This window comes from Rhizobium sp. R711 (assembly GCF_002211365.1).
In the GTDB taxonomy this organism is placed as follows: Bacteria; Pseudomonadota; Alphaproteobacteria; order Rhizobiales; family Rhizobiaceae; genus Rhizobium.
This window is the reverse complement of record NZ_LOKZ01000001.1, coordinates 257,366-278,725: the sequence shown is the minus strand read 5'-3', so window position 1 is coordinate 278,725 and position 21,360 is coordinate 257,366. Positions and strand designations below refer to the sequence as shown.

The following is a 21,360-nucleotide window of genomic DNA, read 5'->3' as shown; positions in this document are numbered from 1 at the left end:
ATTGCGGAGTCATCGATTTAACGGAGCTATTGCAGTGGTCACTATATTTGACAGCTTCGGCGCAAATAACCGGTGAATTAATCTGACGGCATTTTAGATATAGCGACTCTGAATTTTATGGCTGCATGGCGCAAGACCCATGCGTTTGTTTAACAAGCCATCTTCCGCGTCGGCATCCGAATTGCTTCCAGCACTTAAAAGTCCTGGAGACCCGCGGTTCGATTGACATGATTTGCATACCGCCTGAAGTGCCTACTTCAGGCGATTTACCTGCGTCTGATCGACGTCGAGCAGCAGCCATGTCACGGGCAGCAGGAAACGCCTTTATCTGCAAAGATCTCTTGTCGTCCTAGAGCAGGCGCCATCATGTCGGCTGCGCGCCGAGCGCGTAGAGTATGCCGCGAAGCTCCGCCAGGCCGCGCAAACGCCCAATTGCAGGATAGCCGGGCGTCACGTTCTTGTTGAGGTCATCGAGCATGCGATGGCCGTGGTCGGAGCGGAACACGATCGTCTCGTTTGCCGGCCGTCGCCGATCTTCGGCGACAAGTTCCTTGAGAACCGCAACCATGTCGACGTCGCCCTCCAGGTGTGCGCTTTCATGGAAGGTGCGGCCATCGCCCTCGCGCTTGGTTGCGCGCAGATGCGCAAAATGGATACGCGACGCAAAGCGACGGGCGATTGCCGGCAGATCATTGTCGGCGCGCACGCCAAGGCTGCCGGTGCAGTAGCACATGCCGTTTGCTTCTGAAGGGACCGCTTCGAACAGTGCGGCATAGTCGTCAGCTGTCGAAGCGATGCGTGGCAGACCGAAGAGGGAGCGCGGCGGATCGTCCGGATGCAACGTCAGCTTGACGCCGCGGGCTTCGGCCGCTGGCGTCACGGCCTGCAGAAATTCGATCAGGTGCTGGCGCAGCTTGGCAGCGTCGATGCCGGCGTAGGCGGCAAGCCTTTCACGAAACTGCGGGATCGTCAGCGGTTCGGTTGTCGATCCGGGCAGGGCGGAGGTTATGATCCGCGTGATCTCCGCGACCTCGGCTTCGCTCATCGCATCGAACACTTCGCGCGCACGGGCCATGTCCGCAGGAGAGTATTGCTGTTCGGCGCCGGCACGCTTTAAAACAAAAAGATCAAACGCGGCGAACTTCTCATGATCGAAACGCATGGCGGTCGCACCGCTATCGATCACATGGTCGAGTTCGGTGCGCGTCCAGTCGACCACAGGCATGAAGTTGTAGCAGACGATGGGTATACCGCAGGCTGCAACAGCCTCAAGGCTGGCAATCCAGGCCTCGATTTCTGCCGTCGCGCGTGCGCCATTGCGCTTCACCGCATCGGGGATCGGGATGCTCTCGACGACCGACCAGGTCAGTCGCGAACGCCCGGCCGGCGTCGTTTCGATCAGTGCCTGACGCTCACGGACCTCGCCTTCCGTCCAGGCGCGGCCGATTGGGACCTGGTGCAGCGACGAAACGATATTCGTGGCTCCGGTCTGACGCACCTCGTCAAGCGTTACGGGTGCCTCCGGCCCAAACCATCTCCAACCTTGGCGCATCTGTTCCTCCCTACGTTCTATGTCGTTGTTTTCCGATCTGCTCAGCAGAAATAGTCTGGATATTGGGTGCGAAGCTCGGCGACGTCAGGGATGACGGCGCTCAGATGGTGCATCATCGCCCTGCGTGCTGTCTCCTGGTCATGGGCAGCGATCGCGTCGCGGATGAGCTCGTGCTCGTGCACGACATTGTCCATGCGGCCAAGTGCCGGCAGCGTCAGGCGCCGCGCCCTGTCGATCTGCACCTTGACGCTCTTGAGGATTGTCCAGATGCCGGGATAGCCGGCAATGCCGGCAATAGCCTCGTGAAAGGCCTCGTCCTCTTCGTGAAACGCCGAGGTCTCGCCGAGGGCGGCAAGCGATTGCTGTCGCGCAATGATGGAGTTCAGGCGGCCAATATCGGCTGTCGTCGCAATTTCGGCAGCGCGCTCCACCGTCGTGCCCTCAAGTGATTTGCGAACCACGACAGCCTCGGGGATCGCAGAAACCGGCACCCGCGACACGACCGTGCCGGATTGCGGGTAGATGTCGACAAGTCCGCCCTCTGACAGCCGCAACAAAGCTTCTCGGACCGGTGTGCGACTGACCGCAAACTCTTCGGCAATCCGCTTTTCCTGCAACTGCATTCCGGGCGGTATCCGCAGAGCGAGAATATCCGCGTAGAGTCGATCGAAGATGGCGTCGGCCGTTGTCACGCGGCGAAGCTTGGCTGGCCTTTCGGCTGAAAAAGCTGCGGCGGGAGGAACGGAAACAGCTGCTGCCTGCATAAGGTGCCCTGACGTTGACTTGGTCGTGCATACTAGTATATCAATTTGTTGCAGCTGCCAAGGCGCACTGTGGAGGAATGGTGTTTTTGGCAATCATTTCAGGGAGGCTTCAGACGTTAAACGGATACGGTCGGTCCCCGTCGTGACCAGCCAAAGGACGCCTGTCATTGGCGCGTCCGGCAACAAAGAGGAGGAGAAACAGAAATGAAAATCACCCGCAGAACATTTGTCGGCACAACCGCAAGCGCCGCCGTCGCGACCATGTTGCCGCTCAAGGTCTTTGCCCAGGCAAAGAAACCGGCAAGCCCCGTCACCATCACGATCGCGGACGTTGCCGGCAATCTGGCGCTGACCCAGGGCATGTTCGAGGCCTATGCCGCCGAAAAGCCCGAATGGGTCTCCAGCTTCGCCTTCACAAAGGCGCCGGCCCCGGAGCTGCCCGGTAAAATCAAGGCCCAGCAGGCCGCTGGAAAGGTCGATATCGATCTCGTTCTGACCGGTACGGATGCGCTGTCAGCGGGTCTTGATCAGGGCCTCTGGATCGATCTCGCAGCACATAAGTCGGACCTTCCCAATCTCGAGCAGATCCTGCAGCCGCAGGCTTTCAAGATGCAGGCTCTTGCCAAGGATCAGGGCGTCGTCATCACCTATTACCCATCCGGCCCACTCATCGAATATATGCCCGACAAGGTACCGACGCCGCCGAAATCGGCGCAGGAGCTGCTTGACTGGGCAAAGGCGAACAAGAACCGCTTCATCTATGCCCGGCCAGCCAATTCCGGTCCGGGCCGCACCTTCCTCATGGGACTTCCCTATCTGCTTGGGGATAGCGACCCTCGCGATCCTGCCAAGGGCTGGGCAAAGACGTGGGACTATCTTGCCGCGCTCGGCGAGCACATTGAGTACTATCCGACCGGCACTGGCCAGGTGATGAAGGAACTTGGCGAGGGGACGCGCGATATCGTCGTTTCGACCACCGGCTGGGACATCAATCCGCGCGCACTCGGCATCGTTCCAGCCGAGGCGAAGGTGCAGAAGCTCGATGGCTTCCATTGGGTCACCGATGCCCATTACGCCGTGATCCCGAAAGGTGTTTCAGACGAGAAGATCGGCGTTCTGATCGACGTCCTCAACTACATCCTGCAGCCCAAGCAGCAGGCGATCGCCTATGATGCGGGCTATTTCTACCCGGGTCCGGCCGTCAAGGACGTCACCCTTGATATGGCGCCGCAGGAAAGCCAGGACACGATCAAGGAATTCGGCCGGCCCGAATATGCCGAGTGGATCGCCAACAATCCGCTGGAGGTTCCGCTGGAGCCGAAGCAGCTCGTCGAAGCCTTCCGCATCTGGGACGAGAAGATCGGCGCCAAGAAGGGCTGATAATGACATCGGTCGGCCCGGGATCGGATCTCGGGCCGACAACCTCATTGTGCAGATGGAGATTGGTTTTGACCTCGGTATCGAATGCCGTCGCGCCGACGCGCAAGAACGTACGCCTGGAACTTGATGGGATGCGACGCGCATTCGGGGCGTTCAACGCCTTGAACGGCATCGATCTTGCGATCGAGCCTGGAGAATTTGTCGCCCTGCTTGGTCCGTCCGGCTGCGGTAAGTCGACAGCGCTGAACTGCATCGCCGGTCTGTTGGCGCTGACCGGCGGCGAAATTCGCCTTGGCGGCACACGCATCGACCAGCTCGAACCCGAACGCCGCGGCTTCGGCATGGTGTTCCAGAGCTACGCACTATTTCCACATATGAGCGTGCGCAAGAACGTCGGATTCGGGCTTTCAATGCAGGGTATAAAAGGTCCGGAAGCCGATCGGCGCATCCGCGATGCCCTTGCGCTCGTGCGCCTTGAAAGCCAGGCCGACAAGTTGCCAGGCCAGCTTTCCGGTGGTCAACAGCAGCGCGTGGCGATCGCGCGCGCCATCGTCATTCGCCCACCGGTCGTGTTGATGGACGAACCGCTCTCGAACCTCGACGCGAAACTTCGGCTTGAGATGCGCGCCGAAATTCGCGGCATCCATGACCAGATCGGCTCCACGACCATCTATGTTACGCATGACCAGGACGAGGCGCTGTCACTTGCCGATCGCATCGTCGTCATGAGCCAGGGCAACATCGAACAGATCGGCTCACCTCAGGATCTCTATCAGCGTCCCGTCAATGTCGAAGTTGCGGATTTCATGGGCTTCAGGACGCGCGTTGCGGGCCGCATTACACGCGTGTCGATCGACGAAGCCGAGATTGAGGTTGCCGGCGCCCGGATGGTCGGAACAATGCGCGCGCCGCTTAACGTCGGCGACGCAGCCATCCTGTCCGTCCGCCCGGAAGATCTTGTCGCCTCGAGCGGCGAGGGGATCGCTGCCACGGTCAGCAGTATGGAATATCGCGGGCGGGCCTTCTTTGGAATGGCGCAGGCATCCGACGGTTCCGAACTCTATTTCCGGGCAGATGAGCCGTTGGCGCGCGGAGCATCGACCAGACTGCAACCGGCTGCCGGCCGGGCCCTTATCTTTGCAGGGGCGGCGCGATGAGCGGACCGTCGCTGCAAACACGGCTTGGCGCGCGAGGTCTCGATGGCACGACGCTCCTTTTGCTGCCTGGGTTGATCTTCATGATCGCACTGTTCGTCTACCCGTTTTGCTACGGGGTGGCCGATTCCCTCCTGCCAAAGGAGGGCGCGTGGTACGCCAATTACGCGAAGTTTTTCACCGATCCGTTTCAATACCAGACGATCGCCGCGACAATGTGGTTGGCGCTGCCGGTGACTGTCATCAATCTCGCCTTCGCCGTGCCGGTCGCGCTGCGGGTCCGCCTGATGCGCAGACAGCGGCTGCTCACCACCATTCTCGTCCTGCCGATCACGCTCGGTACAGTCTTCGTCGCCGACGGGCTTTTAACGTTTCTCGGGCCGCGCGGCTGGTTCAATCATACGCTACTGATGCTCGGCATACTCGACGCGCCGGTAAAGCTGACAAACAATTACTGGGGCGTCTTTGCGTCGCTGCTGATCACCGGCTTTCCGTTCGCCTTTCTTTTGACGCTGTCTTACGTGACCGGCATCGATCCGGCGATCGAGCAGGCGGCGGCGACACTGGGTGCCGGACCGCGCCAGCGCTTTTTCCGCGTCTTTCTGCCACTGCTCGTCCCGGGGCTCGCCGTCACCTTCTGCCTCGCCTTCGTGCAGGCGTTTGCAGTCTTCCCGTCTGCTGTCCTACTCGGGGCGCCCGCCGGCCCGACACGCGTCATCTCGATTGCCGCCTATCAGGCAGCCTTCGAACAATATGATCATTCACTCGGTTCGGCGATTGCGCTGATCATGGGCGGCGTGGAGCTGGTCGTCGTGCTTGCTGTTTTGGCCACACGATCCCTCTTTTACCGCGGCCCCGCCGGCGGCACGAAAGGCTAGTCATGATCCGAGATCAGGGTCTCACCTCGAAGATCTGGCGCTTCACCATTTGGGCGCTCGCCATCCTCTTTATCCTCAATCTGCTTGCCGTCATCGCCGCCGTCATCGTCAATTCCTTTGCGACGCGCTGGCTTGGCACATGGCTGCCGGCCGGCTGGACGACACGATGGTATTTCAGCGCCTGGAAGGAATTCCAGCTGTCGAGCGTCGTTCTTGTCACCTTCGAGATCGTCTTTACCGTCGTTCTTATCTCCGGAATTTTAGGCGTTACGGCAGCTTACGCGCTGGCACGCCGCGACTTTCCGGGAAAGCGCCTGGTCGTTCTGCTGTTCCTGTTGCCATTGCTCATTCCGCCGTTGACCTACGGCATTCCATTGGCAACCGTCCTTTACCAGCTGGGGCTTGGCGGTACCTTCTGGGGCGTCGTGCTGATCAATGTCGTGCCGTCGCTACCCTTTGTCGTGCTCGTCATGATCCCCTTCATTGAACAGATCGATCCGCGTATCGAAGCAGCCGCGAGGGTCTTTGGTGCGGGAACGACAAGCCTGTTCCTCCGCATCCTGTTGCCGCTCCTTCTGCCGGGGATGCTGGCTGCATTGCTGCTCGTGCTGGTGCGCACGATAGCGATGTTCGAGTTGACCTTCTTAATCGCCGGGCCGACAACCCAAACGCTGGTGGTTTCGCTCTATTATGCGGTTTTCGCCTCTGGCGTGCGCGCCGGGCAGTCGATCGATGCGATGGCGGTGGTCTATATGGTCACGACATTGTTCTGGCTGGTTCTCGCCTTGCAGTTCGTGAACCCGACGCAGATCGTCGCAAGGGCGAAACAACAAAGCGCCCATTAGTTCCTTGTCTTGCGAACGATTGGCCGCCTCACGAGAGGAGGCGGCCTTCAGCGGGCTTCTAGCAGCGTGCCTCATACCTGCGGCCGTAGCGATCACGATAGACACAATAGCCACGGCGCTCGGTCGAACGCCCGATCAGAGCGCCTGCCACACCGCCCGCGACAGCGCCAATGGCTGCGCCTCCCCAGCTGTGGCTGACGGCGCCGCCGATGATGGCGCCAGTGCCGGCCCCGATTGCGGTTCCCTTTTCAGTGGCTGTGCACGACGCCAGTGCACCCATAAATGCTGCAACGAGAATGATTTTTTTCATTCGACACTCCTGCCGTTATGCTTTTGGTTTACCGGGCTAGAATAAGATAGTCGCGTTCAGGTTTCATCGGACTTAAGTCCGACCACCGTTCGGGTCGTCGCGTTGCTTCCTCCCATGTGGCCAGGCCGTCATTGTTGGCGAGTGACCTGTCGGATACCGATGCCCCTATTCATAACGCGTCCTCGAAGGCTATACCAGGGCAGCGCCCCAAACATAAGATGGACCCAGCATGACCGATACCGTCCTCGATCGCTTTCTTCGCTATGTCGTCATCGACACCCAGTCAGACGCTGCATCGTCGACGCAGCCGTCAACGATGAAGCAGAAGGAGCTCGGTCGGTTGCTGGTCGATGAGCTATTGGCGATGGGGCTGTCGGATGCTCACCTGGACGAACACGGCTATGTCTATGCAACCGTTGCAGCAAACACCGACAAAGCGGTTCCGGTCATATGCTTTTGCTCGCATATGGACACCGCACCCGACTTCACCGGAAGAAACGTCAAGCCTGAGATCGTGCACAACTATCAAGGTGGAGACATTCAGCTTTCCGGTGACATGAAGCAGATCATCCGGGTCAGCGACAACCCGGCCCTCAAAGACCAGATTGGCAATGATATCGTGACAACCGACGGAACGACCCTGCTTGGCGCCGACGACAAGGCAGGCATTGCCGAGATCATGACCGCAGCGCAAGTCCTCGCAAGCCATCCGCACATCAAACACGGGACTATCAAGCTGCTTTTCACGCCGGACGAGGAAATCGGTCGCGGCGTCGACAAGGTCGATCTGGCAAAGCTTGGCGCACAGTTCGCCTATACGATGGACGGCGAAACGGCCGGTTCCATCGAAGACGAGACGTTCTCTGCTGATGGTGTCGAGATCACGATTAACGGTGTCGCTATCCATCCGGGCTTTGCCAAGGGGAAGATGGAAAATGCGATCAAGATCGCGGGCACGATCCTCGACCGGCTGCCGAAGAATGCCGCGCCAGAGACGACTGAAGGACGCGAAGGCTTCATCCATCCGACCGGCGTCACCGGCTCGATGGAGAAGGCAGCGATCAGTCTCATTGTCCGCGACTTCGATGAAACAGGCCTCGTCGACAAGGAGAAACGACTTGAAGCCTTGGTGCAGGAGGTGATGGCCGACTATCCCGGTTCTTCCTACACCTTCCTCGTCAAGCAGCAGTACCGCAACATGAAAGTCGTGCTCGATCGCCACCCTCAGATCGTCGAGAACGCCATCGAAGCGATTCGGCGCGCTGGCATGTCGCCCATGCGTGGCAGCATCCGAGGCGGAACGGACGGGTCGCGTCTCTCCTTCATGGGATTGCCATGCCCGAACATCTTCGCCGGCGGTCATGCCTTCCACTCGCCACGCGAATGGATCAGCAAGCAGGACATGGAAAAGGCGGTCGCCACCCTCGTCGAACTCGCAAAACTGTGGGAAGAGCGAGCGTAGGCGTCACGAGCGCATCGGGCTCAGGCGAAGGTCTCGCCAGGCTTGGATCGTCCAGTCGCAACGTCACGTCCCTCCTGCGCCTGGGCCATCGCCTTGACCAAGGCGACAATCTTCTCGCGCAGCTGCGTGTCCGTGATTTGCAGGAAGGCGCGGTTGAGGGCAAGGCCTTCCTTCGAATGCAGGAATTCGGCAACAGGGTCGGCTGCGACCGTCATATCAGGTCGGGCCAAGTTCTGTGGTTCAGCATCGTCCTGCTGAAAAAAGAAGCTCGGAGACGTGCTCAGCACGTCGGCAATCCGTTGCAGTCGGCTGGCACCGATCCGGTTCAGGCCCTTTTCGTATTTCTGCACCTGCTGGAATGTAACACCTATCTGATCCGCCAGCTTTTCCTGGCTAAGACCGAGCAGTTGTCTGCGCATCCTCACGCGAGAACCGACATAGGTATCAATGGCATTCGGCGTCTTTGCATTCATCGTCAGTGTTTCCATGTGCCGGGCTGGCGTCGCGATCATCGCTCGACCTCCGGTATATAGTACCGTTATGAAATGTGTATTAGCCGTCGACCAAATTCAATCGTTAGTTCGTATTACTTGCGGAATATCATTTGACAAAAAGGACGAGAGGCTCGCCCGACCAGAGCCTAACCCAAAAGACGCGGCATCAACGGTTGAAGCGAATTGGTCGGATTTCCCTGTGCACGATCTTCAGGGATCTGTCGGGTTGTATCATATAGGTCTCATCGACCTGGCGGCCCCACTCGTCAATGAAATTGTGAGGGAAGGTCGACCCAGGCGGCGATTTCTCCAGTTTGGTGCGCGGCTGACCGCCAAAGGTGACGCTGCCGGGAATCGGATCAAGACCCGGCGAGGAAAAGTCCTTCGTCGTGCATCCGATAAGTGCGAAAACACCAATCAATGCAAGGGCCTTCTTCATGGCGCACCCAAACAGTTCAGCTTCAAGAAAAAGCATATATGCGACCGATCGCGTCGGAACAGACGCCGTGCGGCTCAAGAATTCCTGATGTTTGCCGTAGCACCTGTATCACGCCTACAAAAGCGCCCGCCTTGCAAGATTTGCCATCAGTGAGGTGATGCCGAATGTCCAGGCAGGGCACTCGGTCGAAAGCCGCACTGTATTGACGAGAAAGCCGAGGCCCGCCGACGAAATCTCAACGACGTCGCCCACCTTATGGGTGAAACCCTGGTTTGGTGCATCACGATCCTGTGTCGGGGCAAACAGCGTCCCCAAAAACAGCATGAAGCCATCCGGGTACTGATGGTGGGGCCCGCAGGTCTGCTTGACGAGATCCGTCGGATCACGGCTGATCTTCGACATCGAACTCTTCCCGTGAAGAACGAATCCGTCCGTCCCTGTAACTTTCAGATCAAGTTCGGCCGTGCGCACCTGATCAAGGCCATAGCGCTCATCAAGGAGACGAATGAATGGACCTATCGAGCAGGATGCATTGTTGTCCTTTGCCTTGCCGAGCAGCAGCGCAGAGCGGCCTTCGACATCGCGCAGGTTGACATCATTGCCGAGCGTTGCGCCCTTGATCTCGCCACGGCTATTGACAGCAAGCACGATCTCCGGCTCCGGGTTGTTCCAGGTCGAGATCGGGTGCAGGCCCACATCGGCACCCCAGCCCACCGCCGATAGCACCGGTGACTTCGTGAACACCTCCGCGTCTGGCCCGATGCCGACCTCGAGATATTGGGACCACATGCCTTCTTCGATCAGCGCCTGCTTGACCTTTGCGGCTTCCGGCGAGCCTGCCTTCAGATTGTTGAGGCTGCCGCCGATCAGGGTGCTGACGCGCTCGCGGATCTCGGCGGCGCGATCCGGATTGCCCGCAGCCTTCTCTTCGATCACCCGTTCGATCATCGACTGAGCAAACGTCACCCCACAGGCCTTGATCGCCTGGAGGTCGGCTGAAGCAAGCAGATGGACGCGGGATAAGTCAGCCTTTCCTATCCCAATAGCCTCGACCTCCTCCAGCGTGCCGAGCACGGGGCCAGGCGCGGCGCGAACGAAGCCCGCAGGGTCGGCTTGCTCGAGCAGCGCACTCAGCGTCGGCACTGCCTTGGAGGTGATGTCGACCAGCTGATCGTCCCGAACCACCACGACGCTCGGTCCTTGGACAGCAGGGTTCCAGGCACGACCGACAAACAACCCGCCGGCGGCGGCAGAATCCAGAAGTGTGTAAGACATCGATATCTTCCGTGACGCGAGCGATGGAGGTGCTCTAGATCAAAAACGAATAGATGCGGGTCGGCAAGGTCAAAACCAGAATCTCGTCCTCGTTTGAAAACGACAAAAGGCGCAATGCCGGAGATGACATCGCGCCCCTGGTGGCCAATCAGACCAAGTTCGATAACGCTTGCTGCGGCCAGCGCGCCAATGACTTAGTGGTTGTCGCGCGGAATGCCCTTGGTCTGGGCAATGCGCTGGTACTTGACAGCAGGCTCGAGCACGGCGCCGGTTTCCATCTGGCCGACATAGGTGCGCTGGATTTCCTGCCAGGGCGTCTGGCTCTCCGGATAGACATAGCCGCCGGCGGCCTCTAGCGCCTTGCGTCGTTCTGCAAGCTCCTCGTCGGCGATGAGAATGTCGGCGGTGCCCTTCTTGAGGTCGATGCGAACCTGGTCACCGGTCCTGAGCAGTGCAAGCCCGCCACCGGCTGCCGCTTCGGGCGACGCGTTGAGGATCGAGGGGGAACCAGAGGTGCCGGACTGGCGACCGTCACCAATGCAGGGCAGGGAGCTGATGCCCTGCTTCAACAAATAATCGGGTGCCCGCATATTGACGACCTCGGCAGCACCCGGATAGCCAATCGGGCCAGCTCCACGCATGAATAGGACCGTCGAAGCGTCGATCGCCAGCGACGGATCGTCGATGCGATGATGGTAATCTTCCGGTCCGTCGAAGACGACGGCGCGGCCGACGAAAGCTTCCGGATCGTTCGGATTGGAGAGATAGCGCTGACGGAACTCCGGCGAGATCACGCTTGTCTTCATGATTGCCGACGAGAAGAGGTTGCCGCGCAGCACGCGGAAACCGGCGCGCTCCTTGAGCGGACGCTCGAACGGGCGAATGACCTTGTCGTCTTCGATCGTTGCCGTGGTGTAGTTCTCGCCGACGGTCTTGCCGTTGACGGTCATCGCCCCAGTATGGAGGTGGTCATGCTTGATCAGTTCACCCATGACGGCGGGAACGCCACCGGCATGATAATAATCTTCGCCGAGATATTCGCCGGCCGGCTGCAGGTTGACGAGCAGCGGGATTTCTTCACCATAGGTCTGCCAGTCGTCGACCGTCAGCTCGACACCGACATGGCGCGCAAGCGCGTTGAGATGGATCGGCGCATTGGTGGAACCGCCGATCGCAGAGTTGACCTTGATCGCGTTGATGAAGGCTTCCTTGGTCAGGATATCCGATGGCTTCAGGTCTTCGCGAACCATTTCGACGATACGCAGGCCGGTTTCATAGGAAACTTCCTGACGGTCGCGATAAGGCGCTGGAATTGCTGCGCCGCCCGGCAGCTGCATACCAAGCGCTTCGGCAAGCGAGTTCATCGTTGTCGCAGTACCCATGGTATTGCAATAACCGGTCGATGGTGCGGACGATGCGACGAGCTTGACAAAGCCCTGATAATCGATTTCGCCCCGCGCCATCATCTCGCGCGCCTTCCACACGATCGTGCCAGAGCCTGTGCGTTCGCCGCGGAACCAGCCGTTCAGCATCGGGCCGACGGAAAGCGCGATTGCCGGAATGTTGACCGTCGCCGCCGCCATGAGACAGGCCGGTGTCGTCTTGTCACAACCGATCGTCAGGACAACGCCATCCAGCGGATAGCCGTAGAGAACCTCGACGAGGCCGAGATAGGAAAGGTTGCGGTCGAGACCCGCGGTCGGACGCTTGCCGGTTTCCTGGATCGGATGCACGGGAAATTCGATCGCGATACCGCCAGCATCACGGATACCTTCGCGGACGCGCTTGGCGAGTTCGATGTGGTGACGGTTGCACGGCGACAGATCGGAGCCCGTCTGTGCGATACCGATGATCGGCCGTCCCGACTGCAGCTCTTCCTGGCTGAGACCGAAGTTCATGTAACGCTCAAGGTAGAGCGCGGTCATGTCAGGGTTTGCGAGATTGTCGAACCACGCCTTGGAGCGAAGCTGGCGCGATCCGTCCTGCGCTTGAACTGCATTCTGATTCGGGGAGGGGGTCTTCTCTACCACGATGAATTTCCTTGCGTTGACGCGGTTGCTGTCATGCACTTAGCTGATCGATAAAGGAATGTATAATCAGTCTTTCGCATTTTGATATGCAAATTGCTTATATCGAGGAGGCACTATGGGATTGGACGGGTTCAGGCTGCGGCACTTGAAGATGCTCGTGGCGCTCAGTGAACACGGAAAGCTTGGGGTGGTCGCGGAAATGTTTGGTGTCTCGCAGCCGGCGCTGTCCAGAACCTTGAACGAGCTGGAGCAGATGTCCGGTCATCAGCTCTTCGAGCGCCATAATCGCGGCCTCATACCGACCCTTGAGGGCGAGGTGATCGTTCGCCATGCGAAGATGCTGATTTCCGAAGCGCAGCGCGCAGAATATGAAATGGTGGTCGCAGCCGCCGGGCAGGGCGGCAGTGTCGCATTCGGTACGATCATGACGCCAGCCGCCGATTACGTTGCCCCTGCGCTGAAGCGCATCTTCGAGACCCACCCGACGATCGACATCAGCATCTCCGTCGGCAGCAGCGACGTGCTGCTTGAAGATGTCTTGAGCCGCAGGCTGGACTTTGCCGTGTGCCGTGTACCAAGTGGAATGAACCCGCTCTGGTTTGACTATCTGCCAGTCGGGCAGGAGACGCTGCGCGTCATCGTAGCCGTGGATCATCCGCTAGCGGCCAAGCCCGTGGTTACCGAGAATGACCTCAGGCACCAAAGCTGGGTGCTGCAGCCCCACGGTTCGTTCCTGCGCCAGGTCATAGATGATTTCATACGCCGCCACGGCATCGTTCCGGCAAGCGTCGTTTCAACCTCCGATGCACTCTTAACCATGCTGCTGATTCTGCAGAGCCAACGGCTCGGCATCTTCGCCGAGCCGGTGGTCGCACTTCTCGAACGGCACGGTCTCGTCAAGGCGTTGCAGATCGAGGGAGACATCTCCGTCCCGGGCTTCGGTCTCATCAAACTCAAGGACCGCGAGCTGTCGGCCTCCGCCGAGCTTCTCTACAAAGTCTTCGCCACAACGCGAAACCCATGAGACAGCGCCATCACCGCTTAAGGCGCATACTGGGTGACCATGCGCGCGTCACGGCGAAAGTCGGAAGGCGACATGCCCGCGATATGACGAAACGACTTGTTAAAGGCGCTGATCGAGCCAAACCCGCTATCCATGGCAACCTGCAAGACATTTGCCTCATCGTTCATCAACATGGCCTGCGCCCGCGACAGACGCAGCAGGTTGACATATTTGTTGAGTGTCATGCCGGTCGTCTTCTTGAACAGGTTCATTGCATATTTCGGATGAAGGTCGGCCGCTCGCGCGATATCGACCGAATCAATTTCCTGCAGGAAATTGACGGCGATGAAGTCGCACATACGCGCAACGCTGCGAGAAGACTGCGGATAGCACTGCTCGATATCGTCAGCATCCGTTGGTCCGAGTGTTGACAGCATCAAATAGGGTTCCAGCGCGATCCGCTCCACCCGCAACAGCATCTCGTCGACGGCATGTTGTGCCTTGGCGGCATCGCCGGACCTGGCATAGCGAACCCAGCGGGGAAAGTTCTCCCTGTCGGCAGCGTCCGTTGCCGAGGTGAAAAGGATCTCGCCTTTCATCAGGCGGCTGGAAATATTAATCGGCAGACGCATGCGGAAGAAGTAGACGAGCGGAAGGTGCCCACCGGCATAGATCGCGTCTTCGGAGCAATCGTCCATCTGGTGGGGTTGTCCACCCCAAAACAGGCACATGTCGCCTGCCTTCATGGAGATCTTCTGGCCGTTGATGCGGTAATGTACACTGCCTTGCATGATATAATTGACTTCGACCTGCACGTGCCAGTGCGGCATCAGCATCACAGGTGGATGGTTGTGAAACATCTGAAGGGCCGTCGGCATCCCTTCGATACTGCTCGCTCCCGGCTGATAGACAGCCCGCTTTACGATCTTACTTTCCGCCAAATCCATGTTCCCTTTTTAGGAGACAGCGGCTCCCTTCCAGATAGTCTAGCCGCGTTCGCTAAGGGACGGCAATTGAAAAGGGAGGATTTTCAATGCGCTTCAAGCTTATCGCTGCGACCGCTGCAGTCGCACTTCTTGCTTCCGGTTCTGCATTCGCGCAGCAGTCGGGCAATCTCACCATCTGGAGCTGGAACATCGCCGCATCGGCGCTGAAGTCCACGCTTGAGGGCTTCAACAAACAGCATCCCGACATCAAGGTCACGGTCGAGGATCTCGGCAACCAGCAGGTCTTCGACAAGATGCTCGCGGCTTGCGCAGCCGGCGGCGAAGGACTGCCTGACATCGTCAGCGTCGAGAATTTCGAGGCGGAAATCTTCTGGAGTCGCTTCCCCGATTGCTTCGCCAACCTGAAAGAACTTGGCTACACGCCGGAGATACAGGCAAAGTTTCCGGACTTCAAGCGCACCGAGCTTGAGGTCGGCGACGTCGCCTATGCCATGCCCTGGGATTCCGGCCCGGTCGCCGTATTCTATCGCCGCGACATTTATGAGAAGGCAGGCGTTGATCCGTCGACGATCAAGACCTGGGACGACTTCATCGCGGCTGGGAAGAAGATATCAGCGGCCAATCCCGGTGTCGTCATGGCACAGGCCGACTTCAATGGCGACAGCGAATGGTTCCGCATGATTTCCAACGAGCAGGGCTGCGGCTACTTCTCGACGGATGGCCAGACGATCACCATCAATCAGCCAGCCTGCGTTGCGACGCTCGAAAAGGTCAAGCAGATGAAGGACGCCGGCACGCTGACGGCAGCCATCTGGGATGAGAAGATCCAGGCCAATACCGCAGGCAAGGTCGCCAGCCAGATGTATGGCGGCTGGTATGAAGGCACAATCAGATCCGGCTCGCCCGATCTTGCTGGCAAGTGGGGTGTCTATACGATGCCAAGCCTGACGGCCGATGGCCCGCATGCAGCAAATCTCGGCGGCTCGTCGCTTGCAATCGCCGCCAACTCGCAGAATAAGGAGGCCGCCTGGACCTACATCAACTACGCTCTTGGCACCAATGAAGGCCAGGTGACGATGCTGAAGTCCTTTGGTCTGGTTCCGTCGCTGTTGACCGCCGTTCAGGACCCGTTTGTCAACGAGCCGCAACCTTTCTGGGGTGGGCAGAAGGTCTGGGTCGATATCCTGTCGACCCTGCCGAAGATCGTTCCAAGCCGCGGCACGGCCTTTCAGACGGATGCGGACTCGATCTACAGGGCCGCGCAGACCAAGTACTTTGCCGGCGGTTATCCTGACGCGAAGGCCGCGCTTGACGATGCCGCAAAGCAAATCGCCACAGCGACAGGCCTTCCGCTTGCGAAATGAGTAACGGTGCCGGGCGTCATGTGGCGCCCGGCCCCCATCCTAAGGGATGGCTCGTCTCGTCTGTGAGGAGAATGGAATGCCGATCCGCAACCGGAACGCCTACGCTTTTCTTGCGCCTTATCTCCTGGTCTTTGCGACCTTCTGGATATGGCCGATCATCAGTTCGTTTCTGACCTCGTTTCAGAATACCCGTGTCAATCCGTGGAAATTCAGTCTTTCCGTCAACTGGGGCCGTCTCTTCGGCGATCCGGCCTTCTACAATGCGCTTTATAACACCCTGATCATCCTGGTCATCCAAGTGCCGGTGATGATCGCCATCGCCACCGTGATGGCGGTGCTCTTGAACTCTCCACTCCTAAAGGCGCGGCCGCTGTTCCGTTTTGCCTTTTTCGCCCCTGTCGTCGTTGGCGAGGTGGCCTATTCTGCGGTCTTTCGCCTGATGTTCAGCTTCGATTTCGGCATCGTCAACAAGATCATCACCTTGGTCGGCCTTCCAGCCGTTTCCTGGTTCGACAATGCCAACGCTGCCATGACCCTGATCATCATCGCTGTGACATGGCGCTGGGCCGGCTACAACGCGATCATCATTCTTGCGGGCCTGCAATCCATTCCCGACGATGTTTACGAAGCGGCAACGCTCGATCGCGTCAGCAAGACACAGCAGTTCTTCCACATCACCTTGCCGCTCTTGAAACCGATCATCCTGTTTTGCGTCATCCTGTCGGTCATCGGCACGATGCAGCTCTTCACCGAGCCGTTTCTCATCACCAACAGGGGCGGTCCGGGAGGTGGAACGGAAACGCTTGGCCTTCTCCTTTATCGAGAGGGCTTCCGCTCGCTGAATTTCGGCTATGCCTCGGCTGTGGCCTACACGATGGCGGCGCTTGCAGTGGCGATCTCTCTCTTTAACCTTTGGATTGGAAGGGAGCCGAAATGAGATCGAAGTCCCAATCACTGCTGGTCAGGCAGATCGCCCTCCACGCCATCCTGACGCCGCTCGCCATCATCTGGCTGTTTCCGCTGTGGATGATGTTCGTCTTCTCGACGATGCCGGATTTCGGCATCTTCAGTCCCGAGATCGTGCTATGGCCCTCGACCAACTTCATTGCGAATTTCAATAACTTGCAGGCCGATACCGACTTCATCCGCGCGATGTTCATCTCAATTGGCGTTGCAGTGATCTATACGTTCCTGTCCGTGCTTCTCACCTCCATGGCGGGTTGGGCGCTGGCGCGCTATCGCTTCGTTGGGCGCTCGATCGTCATCGGCATCATTCTCGGCACCATTACGCTGCCCTTTGCCGTCGTCGTCATCCCGCAATTCATTATGGTGGCACGCGAGTTCAAGCTGGCAAACACCTGGATCGCCTTGATCGTCCCGCCACTCTTCAACTCGCTCGGCGTTCTATTTATGCGTCAGGCCTTCTCGATGATGCCAGGGGAGCTCTTCGATGCGGCCCGCGTCGAAGGCGTCAAGGAATGGCAGATATTCCTTCGGATCGCGCTGCCGCTCGCAAGGCCGACGATGGCGGCGCTTTCCATTATCCTCTTCCTGCACTCCTGGAACAATTATCTCTGGCCGCTGCTTATCAACTCCAAGCCGGGGATGATGACGGCACCCGTGGCACTCGGAACCCTCATCGGCCTCACCAAGGTATCCTGGGGAGGGATCATGGCGGGCGCGATTATGCTGACGGCGCCGATTCTGGTCGTCTTCGTGTTCTTGCAGCGCCACTTCATCGCCGGCATTGCGGCCGGCGCAGTCAAATAATCGGGAAAACGCCTGATGTCTGAACTTTCGTTGAAAAATGTCGTCAAGCGCTTCGGTGCGCTGGAAATCATCCATGGCGCCAGCCTTGAGGTCAGGGATGGCGAGTTTGTCGTCTTCGTCGGTCCATCGGGCTGTGGCAAGTCCACACTGCTTCGCATGATCGCCGGTCTTGAGGATATCTCGGGCGGGGAGATCAATATCGGCGGTAAGGTCGTCAACGACGTGGAACCTGCCGACCGTGGTATTGCGATGGTCTTCCAATCCTATGCGCTCTACCCGCACATGACGGTCGAGGAGAACCTGAGCTTCGGTCTGCGCATGAACGGCAACCCGAAACAGGACACTGAGAAGCGTGTCAGGCACGCAGCCAACATCCTCCAGATCAACGAGCTGATGCAGCGGCGTCCGAAACAACTTTCGGGCGGCCAGCGCCAGCGCGTCGCCATTGGCCGCGCCATCGTGCGCGAGCCTCAAGTCTTCCTCTTCGATGAGCCGTTGTCGAATCTCGATGCGGAACTGCGTGTACAGATGCGCGTCGAGATCTCGCGACTGCACAAGCAGCTCGGCACGACGATGATCTATGTCACCCACGACCAGACCGAAGCGATGACGCTGGCCGACAAGATCGTCGTCCTGCGTGCTGGCAATATCGAGCAGGTCGGCGCTCCGCTCGACCTTTACGACGATCCCGCCAACCAGTTCGTTGCCGGCTTCGTCGGCTCGCCGAAGATGAACTTCCTCAAGGCCGAGATCATCGAGAGGGATGGTTCGAGCGCAACCGTTGCACTGGCTGGCGACCGCAACGTGCGCCTGAGCATGCCGATCAGCGGGCCGATCGTGCTTGGGGCCGAGGTCACGCTCGGCATCCGGCCGGAGCATTTTGTCGATGCCGGGCGAGGGCAGGCGGATCTCACCGTCACGATCGACGTCGCCGAGCACCTCGGTAACACAAGCTACATCTACGCGACAACGGCAGGCGGCGAGCCGCTCATCATCGAGCGCCCGGAATCGCGCGCAGCCGGTAATCGAGACACGCTTAGCGTCGGTCTGAGCGTCAGCCACATTTTTCTGTTCGACAGCCACGGCAAGCGCCTGCGCTGACTGCACCTTCACCCCAAGACCTATGCAATGAAGAGGAATTTTCTATGAGCACAGACCAACCGATCCGTTGGGGTATCATCGGCCCGGGCACGATCGCCCGCACATTTGCGGACGGTATTGCGCATTCACGCACTGCAAAGCTCGTCGCCATTGCTACCCGCAACCCGCAAAAGCCGGAGCTTGGAGACAACTTTCCCGGCGCCCGCATCGTCAAGGGATATGACGGGCTGCTGGAGGATGCGGAGGTTGACGCGATCTATATCGCAACGCCTCATACCGGTCATGCCGAATGGGCGATCAAGGCTATCCGCGCCGGCAAGCATGTGCTTGTCGAAAAGCCGATAGCGCTTTCCGCATTCGATGCCGATGCGATTTATCATGAAGCGAAAAAGGCCGCTGTCTTTGCCGGCGAGGGCTTCATGTACCGGGTCCATCCGCAGACGGCCAAGATCGTCGAACTGGTCAAGAGCGGCGTCATTGGCAACGTGCGCATCATCCGTTCGAGCTTCGGCTTCAATATGGGCTCGTTCAAGCCCGAACATCGGCTCTTTTCCAACGAGACGGCCGGCGGCGGTATCCTCGATGTCGGTGGTTATCCGGTCTCCATGGCGCGATTGATCGCCGGGGCTGTCGAGGGCAAATCGTTCATCGAGCCAGAAAAGGTCTCCGGCGTCGGTTACCTCGGTCAATCCGGCGTCGACGAGTGGGCTTCCGCCGTATTGAAGTTTCCAAATGGCATCATCGCCGAAGTGTCCTGCTCGATCATGGCGCAGCAGGACAATACGTTGCGCATCATCGGTTCGGAAGGACGCATCGAGGTCAAGGACTTCTGGTTCGCCTCCGGGCACAAGGGAGGTGTCGGCAGGATCGAGATCTTCAAGGGGAGCGAACAGCAGACGATTGAGGTCAAGGAAGAACGTTGGCTCTATTCCTTCGAGGTCGACGCGGCAGGCGATGCAATCCGCGCCGGTGAGAAAGAATTCCGCGCCCCCGGGATGAGCTGGGCCGATTCGGTCGGAAACTTGCGCGTTCTCGACCAATGGCGTGCCTCGATCGGGCTGGAATACGGGGTCGAGAAGGCGGATAAGCGAACGGCCAACCTTGCTGGCGATGTCGTGCGACGCGGCAACAGCATTCCGCAGCGCCGGATTCCGGGCATTTCCAAGCCAGCCTCGGTCGTCACGCTCGGTTTTGAATTCTTCCCGAGCTTTGCTGCCGCATCCTTGACCCTTGACGCGTTCTATGAAGCTGGTGGCAACATCTTCGACACGGCCTTCGTCTATGGTGGCGGCAAGACCGAGAGCATCTTTGGCGACTGGCATACCAGCCGAAAGATCCCGCGAGAGGAAATCGTCCTGATCGGCAAGGGTGCTCATTCACCGCTTTGCTATCCCGATGTCATCGCCAAGCAGCTTGATCAGTCCTTGAACCGGCTGAAGACCGATTACGTCGACATCTACTTCATGCATCGCGACAACACCGATATTCCTGTCGGCGAATTCGTCGATGCAATGGATGCAGAGGTCAAGCGCGGTCGTATCCGCGGCATTTTCGGCGGGTCGAACTGGACGCGCGAGCGCATCGATGAAGCTTCCGCCTACGCCGCCAGGAACGACAAGACGGCGCCGGCTTGCCTGTCCAACAACTTCTCGCTTGCCGAGATGCTCGATCCGATCTGGGCCGGATGCGTTGCGGCCTCCGACGACGACTGGAAGACATGGCTGAATGAAAAGCAGATTCCGAATTTTGCTTGGTCGAGCCAGGGACGCGGCTTCTTTACCGACCGGGCCGGACGCGACAAGCGTGGCGATGACGAAATCGTCCGTTGCTGGTATTCTGATCGCAATTTCGAGCGCCGGGACCGGGCAATCGAGCTGGCAAACAGGCTCGGCCGGAGCCCGATCCACATTGCACTCGCCTATGTGATCGCTCAGCCGTTCCCGGTTATTCCGCTGATCGGACCACGCACCATTGCAGAGCTGGAAGACAGTCTTTCGGCGCTCGACATCAGGCTTACACCGGAACAGGTGAAGTGGCTGGAAGCGTGACGCGATAGCAACGATCGCTCGGGGCTGTGAGAGGCAGTCCCGGGCGCCTGACAGTTCTTCCAGCGCAAAGAACACTGAACGCTGGAGCACGACGCCTTTGCAGCGTATAGTCTTGCGCTTCAGGCCGGACCAGCGGCCACACCCTGACTGTCCATAGGGGGCGAAAATCATGAACCGGCTGGTATTGATCACGGCGTCGGTGACGCTCGTGGCCTTCGCTGTTTTGGCTCAAGAGCCTGTCGTCGGCACCTGGAAAACACAAGTCGGTACCACCGCCGCGATCGACGAATGCGCCCAAGGCTACTGCATCACCATGAAGACCGGCAATAGTGCAGGAAAACGCATAGGCACCTTCCAGGGCAGCAATGGCAACTTCACCGGAACAATCGTTGAGCCGGAGAGCAAAAAGACATTCACCGGCGTACTCACGCTCAGCGGCGACACCGTGCACATGCGCGGCTGCACGATGAAGGTGATTTGCGTTTCGCTGATCTGGACGAGGTTGTGACATTCGTGCGCAGCCGTGACGGCTTTTTTATACGCT

20 protein-coding genes are annotated in these 21,360 nt (G+C 59.0%); 12 read left to right on the top strand and 8 right to left on the bottom strand.

Features of this window, described 5'->3' with window-relative positions; all coding sequences use genetic code 11:
* Positions 1 to 364 precede the first annotated feature (364 nt).
* Both uxuA and ATY80_RS01295 read right to left on the bottom strand, forming a co-directional pair.
* Complete coding sequence (uxuA, locus tag ATY80_RS01300) at positions 365 to 1,552, bottom strand: mannonate dehydratase (RefSeq protein ID WP_088690689.1); 1,188 nt, start codon at positions 1,550 to 1,552, stop codon at positions 365 to 367.
* A 41-nt stretch (positions 1,553 to 1,593) separates the two neighbouring features.
* Positions 1,594 to 2,316 (bottom strand): GntR family transcriptional regulator, encoded by a 723-nt coding sequence (locus ATY80_RS01295; protein WP_088690688.1) that lies wholly within the window; start codon positions 2,314 to 2,316, stop codon positions 1,594 to 1,596.
* Positions 2,317 to 2,520: 204 nt separating this feature from the next.
* Between ATY80_RS01295 and ATY80_RS01290 the strand changes: the two genes are divergently transcribed.
* The 4 genes from ATY80_RS01290 to ATY80_RS01275 all read left to right on the top strand — a co-directional run bounded on the left by ATY80_RS01290 (position 2,521) and on the right by ATY80_RS01275 (position 6,573).
* Positions 2,521 to 3,696, top strand: a complete 1,176-nt coding sequence (locus ATY80_RS01290) for an extracellular solute-binding protein (protein ID WP_088690687.1) — start codon at positions 2,521 to 2,523, stop codon at positions 3,694 to 3,696.
* A 68-nt stretch (positions 3,697 to 3,764) separates the two neighbouring features.
* The gene (locus ATY80_RS01285; protein WP_088690686.1) at positions 3,765 to 4,853 is read left to right on the top strand and encodes an ABC transporter ATP-binding protein; all 1,089 of its coding nucleotides are present in this window, start codon (positions 3,765 to 3,767) and stop codon (positions 4,851 to 4,853) included.
* Positions 4,850 to 5,728, top strand: coding sequence for an ABC transporter permease subunit (locus tag ATY80_RS01280; RefSeq protein WP_088690685.1), 879 nt, complete (start codon positions 4,850 to 4,852; stop codon positions 5,726 to 5,728). Before ATY80_RS01285 ends, ATY80_RS01280 begins: the two co-directional genes overlap by 4 nt.
* Positions 5,729 to 5,730: 2 nt before the next feature.
* Positions 5,731 to 6,573, top strand: coding sequence for an ABC transporter permease subunit (locus ATY80_RS01275; RefSeq protein ID WP_088690684.1), 843 nt, complete (start codon positions 5,731 to 5,733; stop codon positions 6,571 to 6,573).
* Positions 6,574 to 6,631: 58 nt separating this feature from the next.
* Here ATY80_RS01275 and ATY80_RS01270 read toward each other — a convergent pair whose 3' ends face one another.
* Positions 6,632 to 6,883 (bottom strand): YMGG-like glycine zipper-containing protein, encoded by a 252-nt coding sequence (locus tag ATY80_RS01270; protein ID WP_088690683.1) that lies wholly within the window; start codon positions 6,881 to 6,883, stop codon positions 6,632 to 6,634.
* Between the two features lie 229 nt (positions 6,884 to 7,112).
* On the opposite strand from ATY80_RS01270, the gene pepT reads away from it, so the two are divergent.
* Entirely contained in the window at positions 7,113 to 8,345 is a 1,233-nt protein-coding gene (gene pepT / locus ATY80_RS01265; RefSeq protein WP_088690682.1) for a peptidase T, read from the top strand.
* A gap of 20 nt (positions 8,346 to 8,365) precedes the next feature.
* On the opposite strand, the gene ATY80_RS01260 is transcribed toward pepT, so the two are convergent.
* From ATY80_RS01260 to ATY80_RS01245, 4 genes are all read right to left on the bottom strand, one after another.
* Entirely contained in the window at positions 8,366 to 8,818 is a 453-nt protein-coding gene (locus ATY80_RS01260; protein ID WP_088691452.1) for a helix-turn-helix transcriptional regulator, read from the bottom strand.
* Between the two features lie 187 nt (positions 8,819 to 9,005).
* On the bottom strand, positions 9,006 to 9,278 hold the full coding sequence (locus ATY80_RS01255) for a hypothetical protein (protein WP_088691451.1): 273 nt from the start codon (positions 9,276 to 9,278) through the stop codon (positions 9,006 to 9,008).
* Positions 9,279 to 9,392: 114 nt separating this feature from the next.
* A complete protein-coding gene (locus tag ATY80_RS01250; RefSeq protein ID WP_088690681.1) occupies positions 9,393 to 10,553 on the bottom strand; it encodes a fumarylacetoacetate hydrolase family protein in 1,161 nt (386 codons plus the stop codon).
* 194 nt (positions 10,554 to 10,747) lie between these two features.
* Positions 10,748 to 12,583, bottom strand: a complete 1,836-nt coding sequence (locus ATY80_RS01245) for an IlvD/Edd family dehydratase (RefSeq protein WP_088691450.1) — start codon at positions 12,581 to 12,583, stop codon at positions 10,748 to 10,750.
* Between the two features lie 115 nt (positions 12,584 to 12,698).
* Here ATY80_RS01245 and ATY80_RS01240 point away from each other — a divergent pair, with 115 nt between their 5' ends.
* The gene (locus ATY80_RS01240; RefSeq protein WP_088690680.1) at positions 12,699 to 13,607 is read left to right on the top strand and encodes a LysR family transcriptional regulator; all 909 of its coding nucleotides are present in this window, start codon (positions 12,699 to 12,701) and stop codon (positions 13,605 to 13,607) included.
* Between the two features lie 17 nt (positions 13,608 to 13,624).
* Here the strand turns inward: ATY80_RS01240 and ATY80_RS01235 are convergent, their stop codons facing one another.
* Complete coding sequence (locus ATY80_RS01235) at positions 13,625 to 14,533, bottom strand: helix-turn-helix domain-containing protein (RefSeq protein WP_088690679.1); 909 nt, start codon at positions 14,531 to 14,533, stop codon at positions 13,625 to 13,627.
* 86 nt (positions 14,534 to 14,619) lie between these two features.
* On the opposite strand from ATY80_RS01235, the gene ATY80_RS01230 reads away from it, so the two are divergent.
* The 6 genes from ATY80_RS01230 (at position 14,620) to ATY80_RS01205 (ending at position 21,324) form a co-directional block, all read left to right on the top strand.
* Entirely contained in the window at positions 14,620 to 15,897 is a 1,278-nt protein-coding gene (locus ATY80_RS01230) for an extracellular solute-binding protein (protein WP_088690678.1), read from the top strand.
* Positions 15,898 to 15,973: 76 nt separating this feature from the next.
* A complete protein-coding gene (locus tag ATY80_RS01225) occupies positions 15,974 to 16,834 on the top strand; it encodes a sugar ABC transporter permease (RefSeq protein ID WP_088690677.1) in 861 nt (286 codons plus the stop codon).
* Positions 16,831 to 17,667, top strand: a complete 837-nt coding sequence (locus ATY80_RS01220; protein WP_088690676.1) for a carbohydrate ABC transporter permease — start codon at positions 16,831 to 16,833, stop codon at positions 17,665 to 17,667. Before ATY80_RS01225 ends, ATY80_RS01220 begins: the two co-directional genes overlap by 4 nt.
* Before the next feature lie 15 nt (positions 17,668 to 17,682).
* A complete protein-coding gene (gene ugpC, locus ATY80_RS01215; RefSeq protein ID WP_088690675.1) occupies positions 17,683 to 18,768 on the top strand; it encodes a sn-glycerol-3-phosphate ABC transporter ATP-binding protein UgpC in 1,086 nt (361 codons plus the stop codon).
* 44 nt (positions 18,769 to 18,812) lie between these two features.
* Positions 18,813 to 20,816, top strand: coding sequence for an aldo/keto reductase (locus ATY80_RS01210; protein WP_088690674.1), 2,004 nt, complete (start codon positions 18,813 to 18,815; stop codon positions 20,814 to 20,816).
* 169 nt (positions 20,817 to 20,985) lie between these two features.
* A complete protein-coding gene (locus ATY80_RS01205; RefSeq protein WP_088690673.1) occupies positions 20,986 to 21,324 on the top strand; it encodes a DUF2147 domain-containing protein in 339 nt (112 codons plus the stop codon).
* Positions 21,325 to 21,360 lie beyond the last annotated feature (36 nt).

What these genes read in the sequence shown, in the direction of transcription:
- uxuA (WP_088690689.1), bottom strand. Translation starts at nt 1,552, where the DNA reads ATGCGCCAAGGTTGGAGATGGTTTGGGCCGGAGGCACCCGTAACGCTT.
- ATY80_RS01295 (WP_088690688.1), bottom strand. Translation starts at nt 2,316, where the DNA reads ATGCAGGCAGCAGCTGTTTCCGTTCCTCCCGCCGCAGCTTTTTCAGCC.
- ATY80_RS01290 (WP_088690687.1), top strand. Translation starts at nt 2,521, where the DNA reads ATGAAAATCACCCGCAGAACATTTGTCGGCACAACCGCAAGCGCCGCC.
- ATY80_RS01280 (WP_088690685.1), top strand. Translation starts at nt 4,850, where the DNA reads ATGAGCGGACCGTCGCTGCAAACACGGCTTGGCGCGCGAGGTCTCGAT.
- ATY80_RS01275 (WP_088690684.1), top strand. Translation starts at nt 5,731, where the DNA reads ATGATCCGAGATCAGGGTCTCACCTCGAAGATCTGGCGCTTCACCATT.
- ATY80_RS01270 (WP_088690683.1), bottom strand. Translation starts at nt 6,883, where the DNA reads ATGAAAAAAATCATTCTCGTTGCAGCATTTATGGGTGCACTGGCGTCG.
- pepT (WP_088690682.1), top strand. Translation starts at nt 7,113, where the DNA reads ATGACCGATACCGTCCTCGATCGCTTTCTTCGCTATGTCGTCATCGAC.
- ATY80_RS01260 (WP_088691452.1), bottom strand. Translation starts at nt 8,818, where the DNA reads ATGAATGCAAAGACGCCGAATGCCATTGATACCTATGTCGGTTCTCGC.
- ATY80_RS01255 (WP_088691451.1), bottom strand. Translation starts at nt 9,278, where the DNA reads ATGAAGAAGGCCCTTGCATTGATTGGTGTTTTCGCACTTATCGGATGC.
- ATY80_RS01250 (WP_088690681.1), bottom strand. Translation starts at nt 10,553, where the DNA reads ATGTCTTACACACTTCTGGATTCTGCCGCCGCCGGCGGGTTGTTTGTC.
- ATY80_RS01240 (WP_088690680.1), top strand. Translation starts at nt 12,699, where the DNA reads ATGGGATTGGACGGGTTCAGGCTGCGGCACTTGAAGATGCTCGTGGCG.
- ATY80_RS01235 (WP_088690679.1), bottom strand. Translation starts at nt 14,533, where the DNA reads ATGGATTTGGCGGAAAGTAAGATCGTAAAGCGGGCTGTCTATCAGCCG.
- ATY80_RS01230 (WP_088690678.1), top strand. Translation starts at nt 14,620, where the DNA reads ATGCGCTTCAAGCTTATCGCTGCGACCGCTGCAGTCGCACTTCTTGCT.
- ATY80_RS01225 (WP_088690677.1), top strand. Translation starts at nt 15,974, where the DNA reads ATGCCGATCCGCAACCGGAACGCCTACGCTTTTCTTGCGCCTTATCTC.
- ATY80_RS01220 (WP_088690676.1), top strand. Translation starts at nt 16,831, where the DNA reads ATGAGATCGAAGTCCCAATCACTGCTGGTCAGGCAGATCGCCCTCCAC.
- ugpC (WP_088690675.1), top strand. Translation starts at nt 17,683, where the DNA reads ATGTCTGAACTTTCGTTGAAAAATGTCGTCAAGCGCTTCGGTGCGCTG.
- ATY80_RS01210 (WP_088690674.1), top strand. Translation starts at nt 18,813, where the DNA reads ATGAGCACAGACCAACCGATCCGTTGGGGTATCATCGGCCCGGGCACG.
- ATY80_RS01205 (WP_088690673.1), top strand. Translation starts at nt 20,986, where the DNA reads ATGAACCGGCTGGTATTGATCACGGCGTCGGTGACGCTCGTGGCCTTC.